Annotated in this window: 16 protein-coding genes; 10 read left to right on the top strand and 6 right to left on the bottom strand. The window is 65.1% G+C overall.

Annotation, left to right across the window (positions count from 1 at the left end; genetic code table 11):
• Nucleotides 1-71 precede the first annotated feature (71 nt).
• Nucleotides 72-497, top strand: a complete 426-nt coding sequence (locus RH857_RS10715; protein WP_310537968.1) for a DUF3151 domain-containing protein — start codon at nucleotides 72-74, stop codon at nucleotides 495-497.
• A gap of 29 nt (nucleotides 498-526) precedes the next feature.
• Complete coding sequence (locus RH857_RS10710) at nucleotides 527-1,168, top strand: thymidine kinase (RefSeq protein ID WP_310537967.1); 642 nt, start codon at nucleotides 527-529, stop codon at nucleotides 1,166-1,168.
• Between the two features lie 4 nt (nucleotides 1,169-1,172).
• Here RH857_RS10710 and RH857_RS10705 read toward each other — a convergent pair whose 3' ends face one another.
• Together RH857_RS10705 and RH857_RS10700 are read right to left on the bottom strand one after the other, a co-directional pair.
• Entirely contained in the window at nucleotides 1,173-1,328 is a 156-nt protein-coding gene (locus RH857_RS10705) for a hypothetical protein (RefSeq protein ID WP_310537966.1), read from the bottom strand.
• Between the two features lie 184 nt (nucleotides 1,329-1,512).
• On the bottom strand, nucleotides 1,513-2,895 hold the full coding sequence (locus RH857_RS10700; RefSeq protein ID WP_310537965.1) for a hypothetical protein: 1,383 nt from the start codon (nucleotides 2,893-2,895) through the stop codon (nucleotides 1,513-1,515).
• 219 nt (nucleotides 2,896-3,114) lie between these two features.
• Between RH857_RS10700 and RH857_RS10695 the strand changes: the two genes are divergently transcribed.
• From RH857_RS10695 to RH857_RS10675, 5 genes are all read left to right on the top strand, one after another.
• Nucleotides 3,115-4,401: an adenylosuccinate synthase gene (locus RH857_RS10695; RefSeq protein WP_310537964.1), complete on the top strand. Its 1,287-nt coding sequence runs from the start codon at nucleotides 3,115-3,117 to the stop codon at nucleotides 4,399-4,401.
• 124 nt (nucleotides 4,402-4,525) lie between these two features.
• Complete coding sequence (locus RH857_RS10690; protein WP_310537963.1) at nucleotides 4,526-7,441, top strand: LuxR C-terminal-related transcriptional regulator; 2,916 nt, start codon at nucleotides 4,526-4,528, stop codon at nucleotides 7,439-7,441.
• A 390-nt stretch (nucleotides 7,442-7,831) separates the two neighbouring features.
• Nucleotides 7,832-11,446: a choice-of-anchor G family protein gene (locus RH857_RS10685; protein ID WP_310537962.1), complete on the top strand. Its 3,615-nt coding sequence runs from the start codon at nucleotides 7,832-7,834 to the stop codon at nucleotides 11,444-11,446.
• Nucleotides 11,447-11,456: 10 nt separating this feature from the next.
• Nucleotides 11,457-12,263, top strand: a complete 807-nt coding sequence (locus RH857_RS10680; RefSeq protein WP_310537961.1) for a DUF5819 family protein — start codon at nucleotides 11,457-11,459, stop codon at nucleotides 12,261-12,263.
• Nucleotides 12,260-13,366 carry an HTTM domain-containing protein gene (locus tag RH857_RS10675; protein WP_310537960.1) on the top strand — a complete coding sequence of 369 codons (1,107 nt, stop codon included), beginning with the start codon at nucleotides 12,260-12,262 and terminating at the stop codon, nucleotides 13,364-13,366. Before RH857_RS10680 ends, RH857_RS10675 begins: the two co-directional genes overlap by 4 nt.
• A 441-nt stretch (nucleotides 13,367-13,807) precedes the next feature.
• Here RH857_RS10675 and RH857_RS10670 read toward each other — a convergent pair whose 3' ends face one another.
• Genes RH857_RS10670 through RH857_RS10655 form a run of 4 tightly spaced genes read right to left on the bottom strand, consistent with a single transcriptional unit; the run spans nucleotide 13,808 to nucleotide 16,432 of the window.
• Nucleotides 13,808-14,362 (bottom strand): hypothetical protein, encoded by a 555-nt coding sequence (locus RH857_RS10670; protein WP_310537959.1) that lies wholly within the window; start codon nucleotides 14,360-14,362, stop codon nucleotides 13,808-13,810.
• Nucleotides 14,359-15,129, bottom strand: coding sequence for a hypothetical protein (locus RH857_RS10665; RefSeq protein WP_310537958.1), 771 nt, complete (start codon nucleotides 15,127-15,129; stop codon nucleotides 14,359-14,361). Before RH857_RS10665 ends, RH857_RS10670 begins: the two co-directional genes overlap by 4 nt.
• On the bottom strand, nucleotides 15,129-15,743 hold the full coding sequence (locus RH857_RS10660; RefSeq protein ID WP_310537957.1) for a SipW-dependent-type signal peptide-containing protein: 615 nt from the start codon (nucleotides 15,741-15,743) through the stop codon (nucleotides 15,129-15,131). The genes RH857_RS10665 and RH857_RS10660 overlap by 1 nt, the downstream gene beginning before the upstream one ends.
• A 32-nt stretch (nucleotides 15,744-15,775) precedes the next feature.
• Entirely contained in the window at nucleotides 15,776-16,432 is a 657-nt protein-coding gene (locus RH857_RS10655; protein ID WP_310537956.1) for a SipW-dependent-type signal peptide-containing protein, read from the bottom strand.
• A gap of 416 nt (nucleotides 16,433-16,848) precedes the next feature.
• Here RH857_RS10655 and RH857_RS10650 point away from each other — a divergent pair, with 416 nt between their 5' ends.
• From RH857_RS10650 to RH857_RS10640, 3 genes are all read left to right on the top strand, one after another.
• On the top strand, nucleotides 16,849-17,163 hold the full coding sequence (locus RH857_RS10650; protein WP_310537955.1) for an ATP-binding protein: 315 nt from the start codon (nucleotides 16,849-16,851) through the stop codon (nucleotides 17,161-17,163).
• Complete coding sequence (locus RH857_RS10645) at nucleotides 17,129-18,292, top strand: hypothetical protein (protein ID WP_310537954.1); 1,164 nt, start codon at nucleotides 17,129-17,131, stop codon at nucleotides 18,290-18,292. Before RH857_RS10650 ends, RH857_RS10645 begins: the two co-directional genes overlap by 35 nt.
• A gap of 105 nt (nucleotides 18,293-18,397) precedes the next feature.
• Nucleotides 18,398-19,480, top strand: coding sequence for a response regulator transcription factor (locus RH857_RS10640; protein ID WP_310537953.1), 1,083 nt, complete (start codon nucleotides 18,398-18,400; stop codon nucleotides 19,478-19,480).
• Nucleotide 19,481 lies beyond the last annotated feature (1 nt).

Genomic DNA, 19,481 nt, shown 5'->3' with positions numbered 1-19,481 from the left:
CCACGGATCGCCGCGGGCAAGTCGAAAGCGTTGCACTTCAGTTCAGAACTCGGGGCGCGTAGGATGTGCTCATGAGCATGCTTGGTAAGAACCTGATGGAGCCGGAGCCGACCCTGCTGCCGGCTGAGCCGGAAGTCACCGAATCCCTCGCAGCGGGTGAGGAACCCGTGGACCTGGCCGCTAAGCACCCCACCTCATCGCTGGTGTGGGCTCTGCTCGCTGAAGAGGCGCTCGAGGGCGGATACACCGTGGAGGGCTACGCCTACGCCCGCGTGGGCTACCACCGGGGACTTGATGCTCTGCGCAAAGCCGGCTGGCGCGGCGCCGGACCGGTGCCGTGGAGCCACGAGCCCAACCGCGGCTTCCTGCGCGCACTGGCCTCGCTGGGCCAGGCTGCCACGGCCATCCGAGAGGATGAGGAGGTTGTGCGCATCGAGAAGTTCCTCAACGACTGCGACCCCGAGGCCGCAGCGCAGATCTCCGCCCTGCGCGGCTGAGCCCCGCCGTCCCCGACCGGGTCTGATCGGTGGCTAAGCTCTACTTCCGCTACGGAGCCATGAACTCCGGCAAGTCCACCGCACTGCTGCAGGCTGCGTTCAACTATGAAGAACGCGGTCAGCGCGTGGTGCTGACCAAGCCGCAGGTGGACACCAAGGGGGAGGATCACATCGTCTCCCGCCTGGGCGTCTCCCGGGAGGTGGACTTCCTCATTCCCGCGGGCGCCAGCCTGAGAGACCTCTTTCACCGTCACCGCGACGCCGATCCCGCAGGAACCCTGTGGGAGGGGCTGGAGGACTCCGGCCCGACGGCGGCCAAGCCAGTCGCCTGTCTCCTGGTGGATGAGGCGCAGTTCCTCACGTCTGAGCAGGTGGATGATCTATTGCGGATCGCCGTGCTCGACGACACCCCCGTGCTCGCCTACGGGATTCGCACCGACTTCCGCACACAGTCCTTCCCCGGCTCCGCCCGGCTCATGGATCTGGCCCACGCCCTGGAGGAGCTGAAGACCATCTGCCGCTGCGGCCGGAAGGCTCTCTTCAACAGTCGCCGCACCGGAGACCGCATGATCTTCGACGGCGACCAGGTGGCCATTGACGGCGACGACGTCTGGTACGAGTCCCTGTGCGCAGCCTGCTACCTCGAGGCCTCCGGCGGCCGGCTGGGCTAGGCCTTTAGCCACTGAGCGTGGCCCACCGGGATGCGTCGTCGGCGGCCAGGGCAGCGAACTCATCAATCTGGCTCACCGTCAGTGGAGCCGGTGCAGGCTTGCGTTCGGGAATGCCCTCCATGGCCTTCTGGTACCGGAATCCATGTGGAACCTGTTCCACAGCGGCACTGAGCCGGTCTTCAGGGTCCAGCGCGGATCCACATGCGCGTAGGTCTGGACCAGCAGCCGAGTGTCCTCCCACCCCATGCTGCGGTACCGGTGGCGGTACAGCTCGGCCACGAAACCCGAGGCGTCCTGGGGTTCATTGACCACCAGGCGTCGCCGCTGCAGGCCGGTCTCTTCGGCTACCTGAGCGATGCGCTCTTCGAGCGCCGGCTCCCAGCCCCACTCGCCGTCGGGGCTGCGGCCATCAGCACTCGGCGGATTCCAGCGGCGGTAGGAGGACCCTTCTGCTCCAGGAACTTGGCGATCCGCTCGCCGCTGGCGTGGAACTCCTCCTCCGGCACCCCACCCAGACAGCCGAACTGGAACAGAGTGCGCTCGCCGGTGGAGGTGGTCCGCCAGTCGCGGGTGTTCTCCAGCTGAATCACGGTGCCCCCGGGAGCAAGGCGCTCCCGCAGAAACTGCTCGTAGACCGGCCCCAGGGATAGGCGCTTGAGGCGCATGAAGGCCAGCTGCTGCATCATGGGGCGATCCTGAGCAGGGTCGTGCATGTGGTAGACCTTCACCCGCGGATTATTCTGCGCAATCAGCTGCGCGGTCGGTGCCAGTGCCTCCATCGCCTCGACCGGGTCATCCACGTGGGTGCCGCTGTCCTTGACCGAGACAAGAGGCGTCTGCGGCAGGAATGGCACGCCCAGGGCCGCCGAGAGGTGATAGGCCGCTCCGTTGGGAGTGCCGATGAGCACCGCGGGAAACGGCCCGGGCCCGTACTGCTCGGTGACCCACGTGTCGATGAGGTCGACGTCGATCTCCCGCGCCTGCTCCAGGGCAAGACCCTGCATCATGGCAGCGCCAAGGAAGGCTTCGGCACGGGCTCGGGCTGGGGGCAGGGTTGCCAGCTTGGCCAGCACCCGGCTGCTCGGTCCGGTGGACATGGCCCCGTGATCGTCCCCGCGCAGAAAGCTCGCCGCGGCACGGACTGCGTTGATGGAGCACTCGAAATCGGTGACCATCTGGGCGCCCTTTAAGCGCTGCGCCTGCTTCTTTCCGGTGGAGAGCAGGCCCATCAGCGGCCCCGCACCTTGGCGAAGGCCTTCTTGCGGGCCTTTCCTGCCGGCGTCCGGCTGGCGATTGCGTCCGCCCCAGCCGCCTTCCACCTCGGCGGTCTCCTCGGGTGCGGACTCGTACAGGTTGCCGGTGTTGGCGCGGGAGGGTTCTTTGCGGGAGAGGTGCTTCTTATCCACTTGCTTAGCCATCATCTTCTCTGCGGTGTCGGGGGAGGCTCGGTGCTGGATGATCATCTGGCGGGCCACCTGGCCCACCGGCATCTCGTGCCGGGGTTTCTTGGCGCCCATCAGGATGGTGTCGGCGACTCGCTGGGGCGAGTAGACCGGAGGCATGGGCACCACTCGGCGGCCGGTGTAGTTGGCCACCTCGTGGAAGAGCGGGGTGTCCACGGTCGGAGGCAGCACAGTGACCACATGGACGTCGTCGAGCTTCTCCAGGAACAGTTGGGAGCGGATGCTGCCCGAGAGCGCGTTGACGCCCGCCTTGGCGAACCGCAACGCAGCGGCCCGGCCGATGCCGGAGGAAGCGCCGGTGATGACAGCAGCTGAACCTTTGATCTTCTGTGATGTACCTATGGCGCCACGCTAGGCACCGGGTTTCATCGGGGCTGGGCGGGGCCTGGACTCTTGCTCGGAGTCAGGTAGGCGCGCTTGGTAGACTCGGGGCGGCCTCAGCAACGCAGGTCAGCACAGTTCGCCACCGAAAGAGGACACTTCATGCCAGCCATCGTGATCGTCGGTGCCCAGTGGGGCGACGAGGGGAAGGGCAAGGCGACCGATCTGCTCGGTTCCCGGGTCGACTACGTGGTCAAGCCCAACGGCGGCAACAACGCCGGGCACACCGTCGTCGTCGGTGGGGAGAAGTTTGAGCTGAAGCTGCTGCCTGCCGGAATTCTCTCGCCCAACGCCACCCCCGTGATCGGCAACGGCGTGGTGGTCAACCTTGAGGCGCTCTTTGACGAGATCGACGGGCTCGAGGCCCGCGGCGCGGACACCTCCCGGCTGAAGGTTTCTGCCAACGCCCACCTGGTGGCGCCATACCACCAGACCATGGACAAGGTCACCGAACGCTTCCTGGGCAAGCGTGCCATCGGCACCACCGGGCGCGGGATCGGCCCCACCTATATGGACAAGGTCGGTCGCCTGGGTATCCGTGTGCAGGACATCTTCGACGAGTCCATTCTGCGGCAGAAGATCGAGGGCGCCCTGCGCCAGAAGAACGAGCTGCTGGTCAAGCTCTACAACCGCCGCGCGATCACCGTCGATGAGATCGCTGAGTACTTCCTGAGCTTCTGCGACCGGCTGCGGCCCATGGTCGTGGACTCCACCATCCTTCTCAATGACGCCCTGGACGAGGGCAAAGTGGTGCTCATGGAGGGCGGCCAGGCAACCTACTTGGACGTGGATCACGGCACCTATCCGTTCGTGACGTCGTCGAACCCCACCGCAGGCGGCGCCTCCGTGGGGTCGGGTATCGGTCCCACCCGCATCAACCGCTCCATCGGCATCATCAAGGCCTACACCACCCGCGTGGGTGCCGGTCCGTTCCCCACCGAGCTGTTCGACGAGTGGGGCGAGTACCTGCAGAAGACCGGCGGTGAGTTCGGCGTAAACACCGGCCGGCCGCGCCGCTGCGGATGGTACGACGCCGTCATGGCCCGCTACGCGACCCGCATCAACGGCTTCACCGACTACTTCCTCACCAAGCTCGATGTGCTCACCGGTATCGAGGACATCCCGGTCTGCGTGGCCTACGACGTCGACGGCGTGCGGCATGACGAGATGCCCATGACCCAGACCGAGTTCCACCACGCCAAGCCCATCTTTGAGCACTTCCCCGGCTGGACTGAGGACATCACCGGTGCCCGTACCCTGGATGATCTGCCGGAGAATGCCCGCAACTACGTGCTGGCGCTGGAGCGCATGAGCGGCACGCGGTTCTCCGCCGTGGGCGTGGGACCGGGCCGTGACCAGGTCATCCAGATCCACGACCTCATCGACTGAGTGCTCTCCGGGAGCACTACGGGGCCGGAGTACGGGGTTCTTTATAAAATGCCTGGTTAGCTCAAGGCGCTCTAGAAGACCACTACGGGTATCCTGGGGGTATCACTTACCTGAGGAGCCAAGTATGAAGAAGCGGCTTCAGGCGATCGGACGCGATGAGGAGATCGCAGCTATCCAAGAGGCCGCCGGTCGTGCCCGGGCGGGTCGCACCCAAGTGGTCTTCGTCGAGGGGTGTGCGGGAACCGGCAAATCCACGCTGGTGGGCAGTGCTCTGCGTGCGTGCGAAGAATGGAACGAGCTCAGCGTCGTGCTCGACGATGAACACTGTGGCATGCCCGGGTACCTGATCCGGCATATTCTGCTCAGCTTCGGTCTCTCATGCTCCGCGGACGCCTCAGCCGATGATCTGGTGGAGCTTGCCCAGCAGGGACTGGCCGAGGTGGAAGAACCCACCGCGATCATGGTCTCCCGGCTGGACAAAGTCGACGACCTTTCCGCGCAGGTTCTGCTGCGGCTGTGTTCCTCCCTGCAGCAGGCCCCTATTCTGATGGTGTTTGTCGCGCAGGTGAACACCCGGGTGCCGGTCAGGAGGCTCTCTGACTATGTGCGCACGAATCTCGACGGGACACATGTCGCGGTGGAGCCCTACGGGACCGCAGAGACGAAGCAGCTTCTCTCCACCTACCTCCGCACGCCCCTGAGCGAGGAGCTGGTCCAGCAGGTGCACGAGGAGACAGCGGGCTACCCGCTGCTCATCGCAGCCCTCGGGCGGCATCTTGCGGCAACCCCACTGGGACGGCGCAGCCTGAGCGAGGCGCTGCGGGCCATGCGATCGGGGCCTGACTGGCTGAGAATGCGCAGTGCGGTCGAAGAGATCCTCAAGGATGTCGACGCTCTGACCGCCCGCCTGCTCCAAGTGCTTGCCGCCGCCCGGACTCCGCTCACCAGGCACCAGCTCGATGCTGCGGTGCAGACCTCCGTCGACGTCAGCGCCCTACTGGAGACCGGGCTCGCCCGGTGGGACGACACGGTGCTGGGTTATGCGCCGCGGAATGCGGTGGTGGCTCAGTTGCTGCTCGACCATTGCTCCGCGGAGGATCTCGCCGAGGTGCACCGGACGCTCACCGCCGTCGCCCCCGCCGAGGCGATGGCGTACCGCGTTCAGCTTCTGCGCACCCAGGAGGAGCAGGAAGCGCTGGAACCGGTTATGCTGCGGCTGCGCGAGGCCGGCGGCGAGGCGCTCAGCCGCGGCGATCTCAAGTCGGCTTTCGACAGCTACTATGCCTGTGCCCAGCTGCGACCGGACCAGGTCGCGCTGGCAGACATGATTGACGTTGCCCTGCCGCTGGGGCGGCTGGAACGGTTGGTCGAGTTCGAGCCTGCTCTGCGCAGTCTGCCCAGCAGCCTGCTGCGGCAGGGAGCCCTGGCTGCTCTGGCGCTGGGCCAGGGCGATCTCACCGGCGCTTTGGAGGCGCTGGAGACCCATGAAGGCGCCGACCACACCGAGATCGGAGCGCTGGTGTATGCGCAGGCTGTGGCGGAGACGGGGATGCACCTCGCGCTCCATCACGCGCACTGGAAGCTTCGCACCCCGGGCCAGCGCGCCGTCCAGATGCTCACCGCGTGGGAGCAGGATCTGTGCCAGCGGCGGTGTGATGCAGCTGCCGAGCCCCTGCGGGCCAGAATCTGCGGGGTCCGAGCGTTCATCCGGTTGTGGGAGAGCTTCTCGCGACGGGATCCCGAGGGATTGAAGCAGTCGGTCACTGAGATGGAGAACCTGCTCAAGGAGCTGGAGGAGATCCCCGGCACTGAGGTGTACACGGCCGGCCTTCGTGCCATGCGCGCCACTCGCCTGATGCAGTTGGGCCAGCGGGATGAGATCTACCCCGATCTGTTGGAACTGGTCGACTTCCCCGTCCCCCATCACTTCTTGCTCTACATGCAGACTCAACTGGCGCTGCTGCTCTTCAGCGCCGGATACTGGGAGGAGGCGGAGAACCTGGCCTCGCGGGCCGCGGGTCGGGCTCTGCTCAGCCGAGAATCGTCGGCGAGCCTCATCAGCTATGCGGTGGTCGCCCTGACCCGTGGCTTCCAAGGGCGGTGGGACGAGGTGGCCCCGCTGATCGATGAACTCGGGCGGGTGAAGATGAGCTACGGTCCGCTCGTTGCCTCCATCTACGATTGGGTCTGCGCATGCCGTGTCGGAGGGCTGGGGGACCACGAGGAAGCCCTGCGCCATCTGCTGCGGATGCGGGATGAACAGGGAGGGTGGTGGTCCATCGGGCCCGAACCGATGCTCCTGCTTGCCCGATCCGCGTATTACGCCAAGGCTCGTACCCTTGGGGCGCAGGTGCTACGCTCTGTGCTCGCCGGCGATACGCCGTTGTCCCCCGAGCTGTCGCACACTGTGGCGGTGAACTACCTGGCGGGGTTCGCCGCCTGGAGCGACGGCGATACCCGGGGGGCTTGGAGGCATCTGGTGGCCACCATGCGCTGGTTCGTGGAGAGGCCGCCTTTTCGGTCTGCTCAGCCGCATTACGAGGGCGGAGCATTCCGGCTTCTGATGGCGATCCTCGCACTGGATATGGCAGAACTCTTCATTCAGCGTCCGCAAGATATCTATGCACAGCGTGAGGAGGCGCGGCAGAATCTTGAATGGGCGATCACCGTCTTCCGCAGCTGTGGAGCCCAGGCCCTGCTGGAACGTGCATGTTGCGTTGTGGCCGCTTTCGAAGATCATCCCGGGGTGAGCGCCCCCACCCGCGGAGACGGGGTACATACGCTCGACCCGGCTTCACTGGAGCCGGAGACAGACTCTGCCCCGACATCTGCCGGAGACGACCTCCTCAGAGAGCTGACCAAGCGGGAGAAGCAGGTGGCGCTGCGCATCGCCGAGGGAGAGACGAACCGGGAGATCGCCGAGGCCATGAAGCTCTCCGTGCGCACTGTTGACTATCACGTGAGCAACCTGCTGGCCAAGCTGAACCTGGACTCCCGGCGAGAGGTCCGGCAGCTGCTGCGCGCCCACGCCGGTCAGTGAGAGCACTGTGAATTTCTCCTCCCTGCGGGCTCTATTTACTGTGCATTCGCTGTAAGGCCCTATGCTCCTCTTTGGGCTGTGATCTGCGCAATATTACTGGCTTTCGAGAATTGTATGCCCTGTTCTGATCAGGTGTTTTGCGTCATCTTACCTAGTGTCCCGGTAGAACATACGGTGATGCTAATTCAGTAGTTAACGCGGGGTATAGAGCATAATTTTCCCTCGAAAAATCCTTGATGCAGCCTGATGAATGTGCTTGCATGGGCGTTACGGCTGGTGGATTTTCCCTGCCCGCCGGATTCGTGTACCAACTGACACAAGGGGGACCTCATGCGTCATGCGCCGTCCGTAGACAGATCCGCGCCTCCGCCGGGAAGATTCAAACGATGGATGGCCTATGCCTCAAGCGTCGTGTTGGCCGCAGGATTCACGCTGGCGGGCAGCGGGCCTGCACAGGCGGCACCTGATGATGTCTCAGAGTCGCTCGGCAAGTTCTTGGGCGGCTCGGCTTTGGGCATCAACCTCGATGACGTAGTGGAGATCAACGGAGCGCTGGCAGAGAACCCCAGCGGTGACCACCCTGTGGTCACCAACCCCTTGGGCGCCGAGGCGCTCAATGCGCTCGCTGTCGACCTTGGAGGCGGCGTACAGCTGTTCGGCCCCAATGGAGTGCTTCAGCTTGGCGCTGTGAACCAGTACGCCGAGGCGCAGTCCAGCGGAGACGCACGCGCTGCTTCCGGCGCTGTGTCGGATCAGGGGGCGATTGCCATCGGTGGTTCCGATGAGTTCCCCGCTGATGCTCGGGTGGACCTCAGCGAGCTGCTCTCCCAGGTCACCGACGGCACCACCGAGGTGCTGATCAACGATCTCAGCCTTGACCTGGGGGCGCTGTCCTCCAGCATCGAGCAGGTTGATGGCACCACCCCGGTGACGGACTATCAGGTCGCCGGAGCCACGCTGAATCTGCAGAGCCCCGCGATCGGTGAGGTTTATACCGAACTGCTGTCAACCGTGGGCGATCTGCAGACGGCCCTCAACGGGCTTTCGGGCTCCATCGAGCAGGCCCTGGACGCGCAGCTCAACCTCGCCCTCCTGAACTTGAACACCACGGTAGGGTTCACCCCGCCGGACCTTTCGGCACTGTTGCCGGATGACGTGGTGGGCGAGAGCAGCGGCGTGACTGTGGACCTGACCACCGGTGCGGTGACAGTGGATCTGGAGACCCTGCTCGCAGCCAACCCGGACCTGCCGAACCTCAACGAGATGCCGGCGAACTCCGAGCTGCTCAGCGGTCCCGTGGTGGCAGCGATCAGTGATGGAATCACTCAGGCTGTGACCGATGTGGTGACGGAGATCGTGACGAATCTTGAGAACACGATCGGTGCCACGTCACTCAGCGTGGGCGTCGTCCTGGACATCATTCTGGCGGGCAGTGTGTCCATCAGCTTGAACGCGCCCCTGGGCGACCTGCTCGACGGCACTGCCGAGAACGTGGTCTCTGTTGACTCCTCAGGTATCGTCGGCGCCCTCCTCACAGCCCTTGGGCTGAATGATGTGGACGAACTCGGTGACCTGGTCTTCAACCTGGTCCTGGGCCTCGTCGGGAATTCGCTCGATGTACTCACTGATCTGGAAGATCTGGTAGATGGCATTACGGGTCCGCTGGCGACCGAGGTTGTCGGCCCGCTGCTGGGTATTGTGAACCAGGTCGTCGGGGTGACCGTGAACGCGCAGCCGGCTGAAGGTGACCTCGGAGCGGGGACATCCACTGTCCGTGCCGTGCAGGTGACTCTGCTGCCGACTGCGACCCTGGCTCAGGTCAACCTGGCCTCCTCCACCGTTCGCGGAACCGACGTCGTCTTCGATACGTCGATCTCTGCAGCTCCCAGCGTTGTCGAGCAGGGCGGCGAGACCGTGGTGACCGGCGAGGGCTTCGCGCCTGAGGAGACAGTCACGGTCAGTATTCCTGGAGCAGAGGCAGTGGAGGCCACCACCGATGAGGACGGCCGCTTCACCGCGGCTCTCCCGATTCCGGCCGACTACGCGCTCGGGGCGACCGAGGTGACCGCAGTCGGTGACGTCTCGGAGACTCCGGCCACCACCACCATCACCGTCAGCGAGCCCGATGAGGGCGGCGAGGACGGCACTGACGATGGTGCTGAGACTGGCATCGAAGACGGTGTCGAGGATGGCACTGATGACGGTGCTGAGACTGGCACCGAGGATGGCACTGACGACGGAGCCGAGACCGGCACTGACGACGGAGCCGAGACCGGCACCGAAGACGGCGTCGAGGACGGCACTGATGACGGTGCTGAGACTGGTACCGAGGATGGTGTCGAGGATGGCACTGACGACGGCGTCGAGGACGGCACTGACGATGGTGCTGAGACCGGTACCGAAGACGGTGTGGAGGACGGCACCGACGATGGTGCTGAGACTGGCACCGAGGACGGCACTGATGACGGCGCCGAGACCGGTACCGAGGATGGTGTCGAGGATGGCACTGATGACGGCGCCGAGACCGGCACTGACGATGGTGCTGAGACTGGTATCGAAGACGGTGTCGAGGATGGCACTGACGATGGTGCTGAGACTGGTACCGAGGATGGTGTCGAGGATGGCACTGACGACGGCGCCGAGACCGGCACCGAAGACGGCGTCGAGGACGGTGCTGAGACTGGTACCGAGGATGGTGTCGAGGATGGCACTGACGACGGCGTCGAGGACGGCACTGACGATGGTGCTGAGACTGGCACCGAGGACGGCACTGATGACGGCGCCGAGACCGGTACCGAGGATGGTGTCGAGGATGGCACTGATGACGGCGCCGAGACCGGCACTGACGATGGTGCTGAGACTGGTATCGAAGACGGTGTCGAGGATGGCACTGACGATGGTGCTGAGACTGGTACCGAGGATGGTGTCGAGGATGGCACTGACGACGGCGCCGAGACCGGCACCGAAGATGGTGCTGAGACCGGTGTCGAGGATGGTGTCGAGGACGGTACCGATGACGGAGCCGAGGATGGCACTGACGACGGCGTCGAGGACGGCACTGACGATGGTGCTGAGACCGGTGTCGAGGATGGCGTCGAGGACGGTACCGATGACGGCGCCGAGACCGGCACTGACGATGGTGCTGAGACCGGTACCGAAGACGGTGTCGAGGATGGCACCGACGACGGTACTGAGGATGGTGTTGAGGATGGCACTGACGACGGCGCCGAGACCGGCACCGAAGATGGTGCTGAGACCGGTGTCGAGGATGGTGTCGAGGACGGTACCGATGACGGAGCCGAGGATGGCACTGACGACGGCGTCGAGGACGGCACTGACGATGGTGCTGAGACCGGTGTCGAGGATGGCGTCGAGGACGGTACCGATGACGGAGCCGAGGATGGCACTGACGATGGTGCTGAGACCGGTACCGAAGACGGTTTTGAGGATGGCACCGACGACGGTACTGAGGATGGTGTTGAGGATGGCACCGACGACGGTACTGAGGCCGGTACTGAGGATGGTGTCGAGGATGGCACCGACGACGGTACTGAGGATGGTGTGACTGGGGACCCGTCGATTACTGTCGAGCCAGACACCGTTAATCCCGGTGACACCGTCACTGTTGAAGGTGAAGGCTTTGATCCGGGCACTACCGTGACAGTGGAGATCACCGATGAGGATGGCAATGTCATCGGTACTATCGAGGGCATCGAGGTTGATGAGAACGGTGAGTTCACTGTCGAGTGGACGGTACCTGAGGGCGTCGATCCGGGCGTGCTCACCGTGACTGCCACCGACGACCACGACCCAGACTCCTCAGCCAGCGCTAGTCTCACCGTTGCTGAGCCCACAGGAGTGGCTGCGGCAGGTGGAAAGCCCAGCGGCGGACTGGCCGCCACCGGTGCCGGAAGCACCGCCCTGGCCATCGCGGCTGGGCTGATCATGCTCCTCGGTGCAGGAACACTGATCGCCGGCAAGCGGCGCAGAGGTGACACGGTCTAACCTGGACTGCGTGTCGGAAAACCTCTCAACCAGCGGCGGCGCTGCTCCTCATGAGCAGCGCCGCCAGCTGCGTGCCTTGCCACAGGCAGCACGGCTGCTCAGCGTCCCCGTCATCGCTGTCGTCGTCATCCACAGCCTGCTCATCGCCCTATGGGTGGCTCCTATGACGCCCATCCGCGAAGAACTGGGCAACGACACCCTGCGCTCCTACGTGATGCCTTGGTTTGAACAGAACTGGTCTATCTTCGCGCCCAATCCGCGCCGCACGGCGGTGACCTTCGAAGTGCGGGCACTCACCGAGGACCAGAACGGCGAACGGCTCACCACCGAATGGATCGACCTGGTGGAGATCGAGGACCAGATCGTCGCCGGCAACCCTCTGGGCAGCCGCACATCCAAGATCACCCGTCGGCTGGCCGACAGAATGCACTCTGCCCGGTCCACCATGAACGAGGACCAGGAGAGCTGGCTCGAGGCCAACTACGTCGAGACCCCGGTGGAGACCCTACGTTCCCGCCTACTCAGTGTGGAGGGAGGAACCGGAGCTCATCATGTGGACCGGTATATGCAGGCCGACCGATCCGCGACCATGATCGCCACCGCAGTGGCAGAACGTACTGTGGACGGACCGGTGATCCATGTGCAGTATCGGACCTCCACCAGGCCTGCCCCCTCCTGGGAGAACCGGCACGAACAAGATCTCGACGAGCAGAACCGCACCTACCGCGACTACGGCTGGCGCGCCCCGGCCGAGCTCACGAGCGCGGAACTCGAGCTCTTCGACCATTACCTCGACCGGCTGGAGGGGTCTCCGTGAGTGTCTCAGCGGTGAAATCCGGCGCTGCGGTCTGGCGTGCCATCGGCTCGTGGACAGAGCGGGGACAGGCATGGCTGCTACTTCACAAGCATGCGCTCTACGGGCTTTCGGCCACCCGGGTTCTGGTCGGCGTCGCCGTCCTGGGCCTGCTGCTCAGCAACTTCCCCGCACGCCATGTGCTGTGGGGACCGGGCTCGTTCTGGGCCGAGCCTTTCCGTGAGAACTCGGACTTCGGTGCCCTGCTGGGACTCTACGAGGGCAGCGGGCCGCTGCTCTTCACGGCCCAGTACCTGGTACTGATAGCGCTGACAGTGGCCGTGATCCTCGGCTGGCGCACCAGGCTGAGCACCATCCTGCTGGTGATCGGCCTGGCAGCCCTGGTGGAACGCGCGGACACCGTCGGCGACCAAGGTGACAACATTGCCCGCATCGGACTGACTTTCATGGTACTCATGACCACTAACGCACACTGGTCACTGGATGCCCGACGGCGACGTCTGGGGCAGGAACGGGGGGTGCGCACGCTCTGGGAGCGGATCTGGTACGGGGCGCCGTTCCTTCCCGGCTGGTTCACCACTCTGTTGCACAACGCGGCGCTCATCGCGCTGGCCTGCCAGCTGTTCATCCTCTACACCGCTTCTGCCCTGTTCAAGGTCCAGGGGAACCTCTGGCAGGAAGGGACGGCACTCTATTACCCACTGGCGCTGCACGAGTATGCCGTCTACCCGTGGCTGAACGCCCTGGTGTACGACAATCCCTACATCCTCACCGTGGCCACCTACTTCTCGGTGTACGTCCAGTTGTTCTTTGCAGTCGGCCTGCTGCATCCGCTCACCCGCCGTCTCGCGATCCTCGGAGTGATCCTGCTCCACGGGGGAATCGCAGTGATGATGGGGCTTCCCTGGTTCTCCCTGGCGATGCTCGCCTTCGACGCCATCTTCGTCACGCACCGCACCTGGCATTGGATTGAGCGGCGGCTCATCGGTCTTGCCGGGAAGATGAAGCGGCGTGCCGGGGAGCCGCCCTCACGGGAGGACCAGGAGCAGGTTCCGCACGACGGGGCCAGAAGGCCCAGCCGACGAACCCAGCAGCAGCCAGTGTGATTCCCATTCGTGCGTAGGGAGTGCCGAGAGCGCTGAGAATCTGCGCACCGCCGGGAACCCAGAACAGGACCTCCCCGCCCGTGGCGATCACATAGGGCATCGCGTCCTCGGTGGTGTTGGCGTCCCCCTGCATACGGATCGTGCGCTGCGCAGGGGCCGGACCCGGTTCCACGGCGGTCACACGGTGGGTCACCGGCAGGTGATCCGGCCGCTGTACTGTGAGAATCTGACCGACTTCCACCTGGTCGGCGGGAATCTCCCGCACCACCGCGACAGCGCCGACGGGGATGGTCGGTTCCATGGAGCCGGTGCGGAACATCATCAACGAGACGTTGAAGAGATAGGCGGCAGCCACCAGCCCCATGACGACAACGCCGAGGCCGGCCAGCAGCCACATGCCGACCTCCGCAAGGATCCTTCTGGCATGATGCGGACGGTCCATCAACTTGATCCGCATACGGGAATCAGGCCTGCAACGACATGGAAACGCTGCTCATTCGACAGGGGAGAAATCCACTCTCCGGGACCGTTCGCTGCCACAGTGACCGTGTATGTCGCCCCGAGATTGAGGAGGTCACGGATCACCTCCAGCAGACCGGCCGTGAGCACGTACTGTGTGGCGCCGGGGTCGTCGACCTCGAACTCGTGCAGCACACCCGCCGGGCCGAGCACCCCTTGCCGGCGTATCTGTATCACGTACCCATGGTGGGAGATCTCCGAGGCCTCATGGGCCCAGCTGATCCGTACCGGGCCGGTGAGTCCCAGCAGACCCAGGTTCTCGCAGTTGGTGATCCGAGGAGCTTCTAGGGCGCCCGCGGTCAGGTCGCTCGAAGCTGTCTGACCGCTTGCCCAGGAGGCTTCGGTCCATTCCACGGCTGCGACGGGGGCCCCAGAGGTTCGGGCGGCGTGCTGGGCAGGGAACTGGCCGAGCGCGGCCCCGCCTGCCACCAGGAAACACGCGGTCAGCATTGCAGCAGCCAGACGTCGAGCCATCATCCCGCCTCCCGGTGCCGGCTCTTCAGCAGTATCCAGCCCAGCAATGTCGAGGCCAGCGCAAGCCCCAGCACCAGCGCCAGCTGCCACCCGGTCTGTGCCAGCGCTCCGGGCCGGGGAGAGGCCGGGGCCCCGGCAGAGAGATCGCCAGCCTCACCGTCCCCTGGGGCTATAGAGATCCCAGGGTCTGCTGGATCGCTGGGATCAGGAGCAGGATCGTCCCCGGGGGTGTCGCTGGTCCCCGAGGCATGCACCCGTACGGTGGTCTGCGAGTTCTGCGCCTCATCCGGGGTGTCCAGCGGCATCCACGTCAGCACCCTCAGCCACCGCTGCTGATCAGTGGGGAAGCTGCCGATCCAGGCAACGTTCCCGTCCGGCTGCACCGGATGGTTCTCGACCACCAGTTCCACATCTCCGCTGCAGGCGTTCTCGCGCGGCAGGATGGGGTTGCCGGGGGCGTCCAGCCACGGCTCGGGACAAGAGTAGACGGTGAGTTCGACCGCAAAATCACCATCTGCGGCTACACCCAGCAGCACAGACCCCGGATCAGGGGGATCAACCTGCACTCCCACATCCCAGCGAGCGATCTCCCCGGGCACCAGGTTGGAGCGGAGATCCTGATCGTAGATCGCAGTCAACGTGGTGTATGCCCCTTGGACGACGTCGACGTCGACGCGTTCAGGAAGGTGCTCCAACTCCGGGGGATCGGGAGCCGCACCCGCGAGGAACAGCGGTACCAGCAGCATCAGTCCGGCACTGACAGGCTGCATCAGGACTCCACGCTGGAACCGCGGAACTCCCACGTCACATGGGCCGAGGTGCCCTGAGCCTCATTGGGAACGCCCTCCTCCGGCAGGGTGATCTCCAGGCAGAAATGTGCCACGGAGCCGCCGTCGGGAGCCACCGACGCAGGGCTCTGCGAGCCTGTGCTCACCGCGGTTCCACGAGGAACGATCTGTGTGCCGGCGTTGAAGGTGGCCGCGTGGCATGCAGCCGGATCCTCGATCAGCGCCACACCATAGGTGAGCCATTGCCCGAGGCCGGCGACATTCTCCTCGGCGGCCTGGATTCTCACTTCGCCTCCCATTGACCCGGAAGCAGTGCGCACACTGAAGGCTGCGTAGCCGGTGCTGCCCGGGTGCATGGCAGCGGCGTCGGTGAAGACCAGTGTATGCGCGGACTCCAGCGGCGCGGGGAGAAACTCCCCGCCGGGGACGGCGCCTTCGAGAACGAACGTTCCTGCGTTGATGGTGGTCTCCGTGTACTGCGAGCTGGTCCAGCTCGCCAGAGTGACCGCGGCCCCCACACCCAGCACCGAACCAGCAGCCAGTACAGCCTGTACCTTCCGCCGACGACGGCGCCGGCGGAAGGTGCTCTGGCTCACGACCGGATCCTGGTCAGACGGCATGCCGGGCATCAGTCATTGACGCTGGTGGCGGTGATCGTCCAGAGAGCATTCGTCGTCTCGCCCTGGACCAGGTCCTCACCGGCGGTCACCTCGAAGCACAGCTGCACCGCTTCACCGGCAGCTGAGTCTTCGCCCGGGGCGAGAGTCTCAGATCCGGGCCCAGAGGCGGGGCCGCTGGCGAAGGTGTTTGCGCTGGCGATCGCCGTGGCGCCGGCGACGCCGGAGGTGTCGCAGGCCCCGTCTGAGTCAAGGGCATAGACGGTGTAGCCGAGGTTGCCGGTATTCGGGTTGCCAGCCGGGCTCTCGATGCTGATCCCGCCCTCGCCGGCAATAACTCCGGGCACAGTGGACTCAGCTGTCAGTCGCACCCAGTAGGGAGCGTAGACCGTGGAGTTCGGAGCCATATCGGCGGCGTCAAAGGGCAGCGAGACGGCATCGGTGGCGTCCTCATGCGAGGTGAAACTCTCAGCGGCTCCGCTGGCCGATCCCTCCAGGCCGAAGGCGCTGGAGCCGAACTGGCCCTGGGTGAACACCGAATCGCTCCAATTGGCCAGTGTCACTGCCGCACCGATTCCCAGTACGGCGCCTGCTGCCAGCACAGCCTGGATCTTGCGCCGACGGTGTGTGGAGTGTGAGTTGGTGGTGGCTGCGATGGTCTCTGACATGGTCCCCTGCTTTCTTCTGCGGTGGAGGTGCGCAAGCCGAACGGCTAGCCTCAAAAACAGAGATTACGGCGATTATAAACAAAAACAAGACCGAAGTAACTACTCAAACAGTAGAAAGAGTATGTTAACCAGGTAGAATATAAGGGGTATTTTTCATGCCGGTAATAATTACCTGGTAGCGTGGAGCAGGGTGCTGGCTTCTCCTGTGGAGCGTGGCTTCCACCGAGTGTGGCCGCGGATTTGACTCTGTAGAAAATACTGGGTAGATCACCTGGTGAGACAGTGCAAACTGAGGTATTTGCAGAAACCCCGGTTACGCTACGTTTCACCGTATTGGCCGATTGTGGTATCGGCATGCATCAGCCGGCCGGCCGCCGTGGGCCAGCCGCCGAAGCAACCAGAGAGCGGGGGACCCTGTGGGAGAGCCTCATTCCTTTGTCGGCAGGACCGAGGAGCTGAGTCGTATCCGCGATGCCGCCGAAGAGGTGCGTCGCGGTCACACCAGGTTTGTCGTCATCGAGGGAGTCGCCGGCGCCGGCAAGACGGCCCTGGTCCGTAAGGCGCTGGAGCCCCTGGAGCCCTGGCCCGAATACGGGTCGGCGCCCGGGGGTCAACCGGCTGATCCGACTCGCCCAGGCCAGCCCGCACGGACTCCACATCGCGTTCGACCCATTGAGCACCGCGGAGGTTCGGACGTTGATCAGCCACGCCGTCGGTTTCCCGGTGACTGAGGCGATCGCCGCCCAGGCGCGTCACCGTACCGATGGTTTCCCGCGGTATATGCAAACGGTGGCCGCTCACCTGCTGAGGACCCCGCTCGGTCGGCGCGGGATCGACGCCGCCTGCGACCACGCGCTGGCCGGAGACGAACTGCAGGCCTTCAGGCAAGAGATCGCCGAGTCCGTCGAGGCGGAGGGGAGCACCCGTGAGCTGCTGCAGTTGCTCGCCGTCGCTGCCCGTCCGCTGACCCGGCACATGCTGGAGGAGTTCGTCGGAGGCCCAGTGGATGTGGCCGATCTGATGGCCACCAAGGTGGTCAGTTGGGACGAGACCAGCTTCGGCTACACCATCGAGTACTGTGCAGTCGCACGGGCACTGCTCGGGGAACTCACCCCGGAGGAGGTCGCTGAGATCCACCAGCGGCTGGTCCCGCTCAGCGACCGTTTCGCCGCCTTCCGGCACCGGGCTCCCGCTGTGCGGCTGGCCGGCGACGACGCTCACCGGAGCCTGCACCAGGAGTTGATGTCCTCCGCAGCCGAACTCTGGGGCAGCGGGGACCTCGATGAGACCCTGGAACAGATCTCCCTGGCGGCCCAGGTGATGCCCACCGAGGAGACACTGGCCAAACTCGCACTGGCCGCGGTGCCTACCGGACAGCTGAGGAGAGTGGTGAGCTTCGAGCCAGCGATCCGTGCCCTTCCACTGGGGCAGGCCCGGGCTGCGCTGCTGGCATTCATCGCCCTCGAACGCAACGATCCCCACCAGGCACTGGTCGAACTCGAGGCGCAGAAGGACCTGGACCCCTACGCCGACACCTTTCCCACATATGCCCAAGCGGTCTGTGATACCGGCGGCCACCTTGCCATGCGCAGTACCGTGGTCGGAGCCGACGCACTGCATGATCGCACCTTGGCTGCCCTCCAGAGCTTCGAGGACAGGCTGCGTAACGAGCACACCAAACAGCTCTCGGAAAACCCCGCCCGGAAACCGCCTGCCTGGGAGCTGGGCTATGCCGCCGCACTGCGTGGCCTCGTCGAACTGTGGCACGTGCTCAACACCGAAGGTGCCGGGGAAGCCCAGACGATCATCACGGAGATCACCATTCTCATCGAACGCCTCGCCCGCTACCCGGGCACTTAATTCGTCCGCTCCTGCCTGCTGGCCGCCCGGGGCATCCGCCTGCGCCAGATCGGGGACGCACGCGCCGCCTACCAAGAGCTGCTTCCGGCCGCCTCTGCTTCCCAGGTGCATTCCTTCGTCATCCATGCCAAGACCCAGGCGGCCTTTGTGCTCTTCGGGGCGGGTCTCTGGAAGGACGCCCACCGCTATGCCAGCGAAGCAGCAGGGATGGTTCTGGAGGCCAATGAGGACGCTACCGGGTTGGCTGCCTATACCGCCTGCGCACTGGTCCCTGCGGCACGTGGCCAGCAGGATGAAGTCGCCGACATCATCGCCCAGCTCGAGCACACTGCAGACCCCGGTCCGGTGGCCGGGGCCACCCTGGACTGGGTCAGAGCCTGGGCGGCGCTGTCCTCCGGAGACCATGCGGCCGCCGGCGAGCGTCTGATGAGCATGCGGGACTCCACCGGAGGCTGGTGGGCCATCGGCGTCGAGCCCATGGCGCTGATGGCCCGCGAACTCCACTACGCGGGCTGGCCTGAGATGCTACCCGGTCTCATCCGCTCACTGGTCGCCGATGTGCCTGCACTGGGTGACCGGCACGGTTCGATCCTGGACTATATGCGCGGATTCGAGGCCTGGAGCAGACAGGAACCCGCCGCCGCGATGGAGCATTTCACCACCACCTTGCGCTTCTTCGATGCGGAGCCCCCACTGCGGCCCACCCAGCCCGCCGGGGAGAGCGGAGGCTGCCGGCTATACCGGGCGCTGCTGGGCCTGGACATGGCCACCCTGCTCAGCGAGCACCCCCAGCTGCTGCGGGCACACCGCAGTGCCGTGCTGGAACTGCTGGTCTGGGCCGCCTCGCTGTTCCAGACATGCGGGGCGGCCTCGCTGCTGGCTGAGGCCACCGCGCTGATGGAGAAGATCAGACCACGAGCAGACGCCGCGGACGGTGGGGCAGGCTCGGACCAGTTCGCCCTCATCTGTCTGGAGGAGGCAGCACGGCACCCCGCGCTGTCCGCCCTCTCGCAGCGTGAGCGTGAGATCGCCGTGCTGGTCTCCCGCGGCAGCACCAACCGTGAGGTCGCCGATGAGCTGGTCATCTCGGTGCGCACCGTGGAATACCACGTGGGCAATGCGCTCTCCAAGCTGGGCCTGCACTCTCGCCAGGAGTTGCGCAGATTGCTGCGCGAAGCCTCCCGCTGAA

The organism is Nesterenkonia flava (assembly GCF_031432335.1).
GTDB classification, from domain to species: domain Bacteria; phylum Actinomycetota; class Actinomycetes; order Actinomycetales; family Micrococcaceae; genus Nesterenkonia; species Nesterenkonia flava.
The sequence above is the reverse complement of the archived record's forward strand: the minus strand, read 5'-3'. Positions and strand labels throughout refer to the sequence as shown.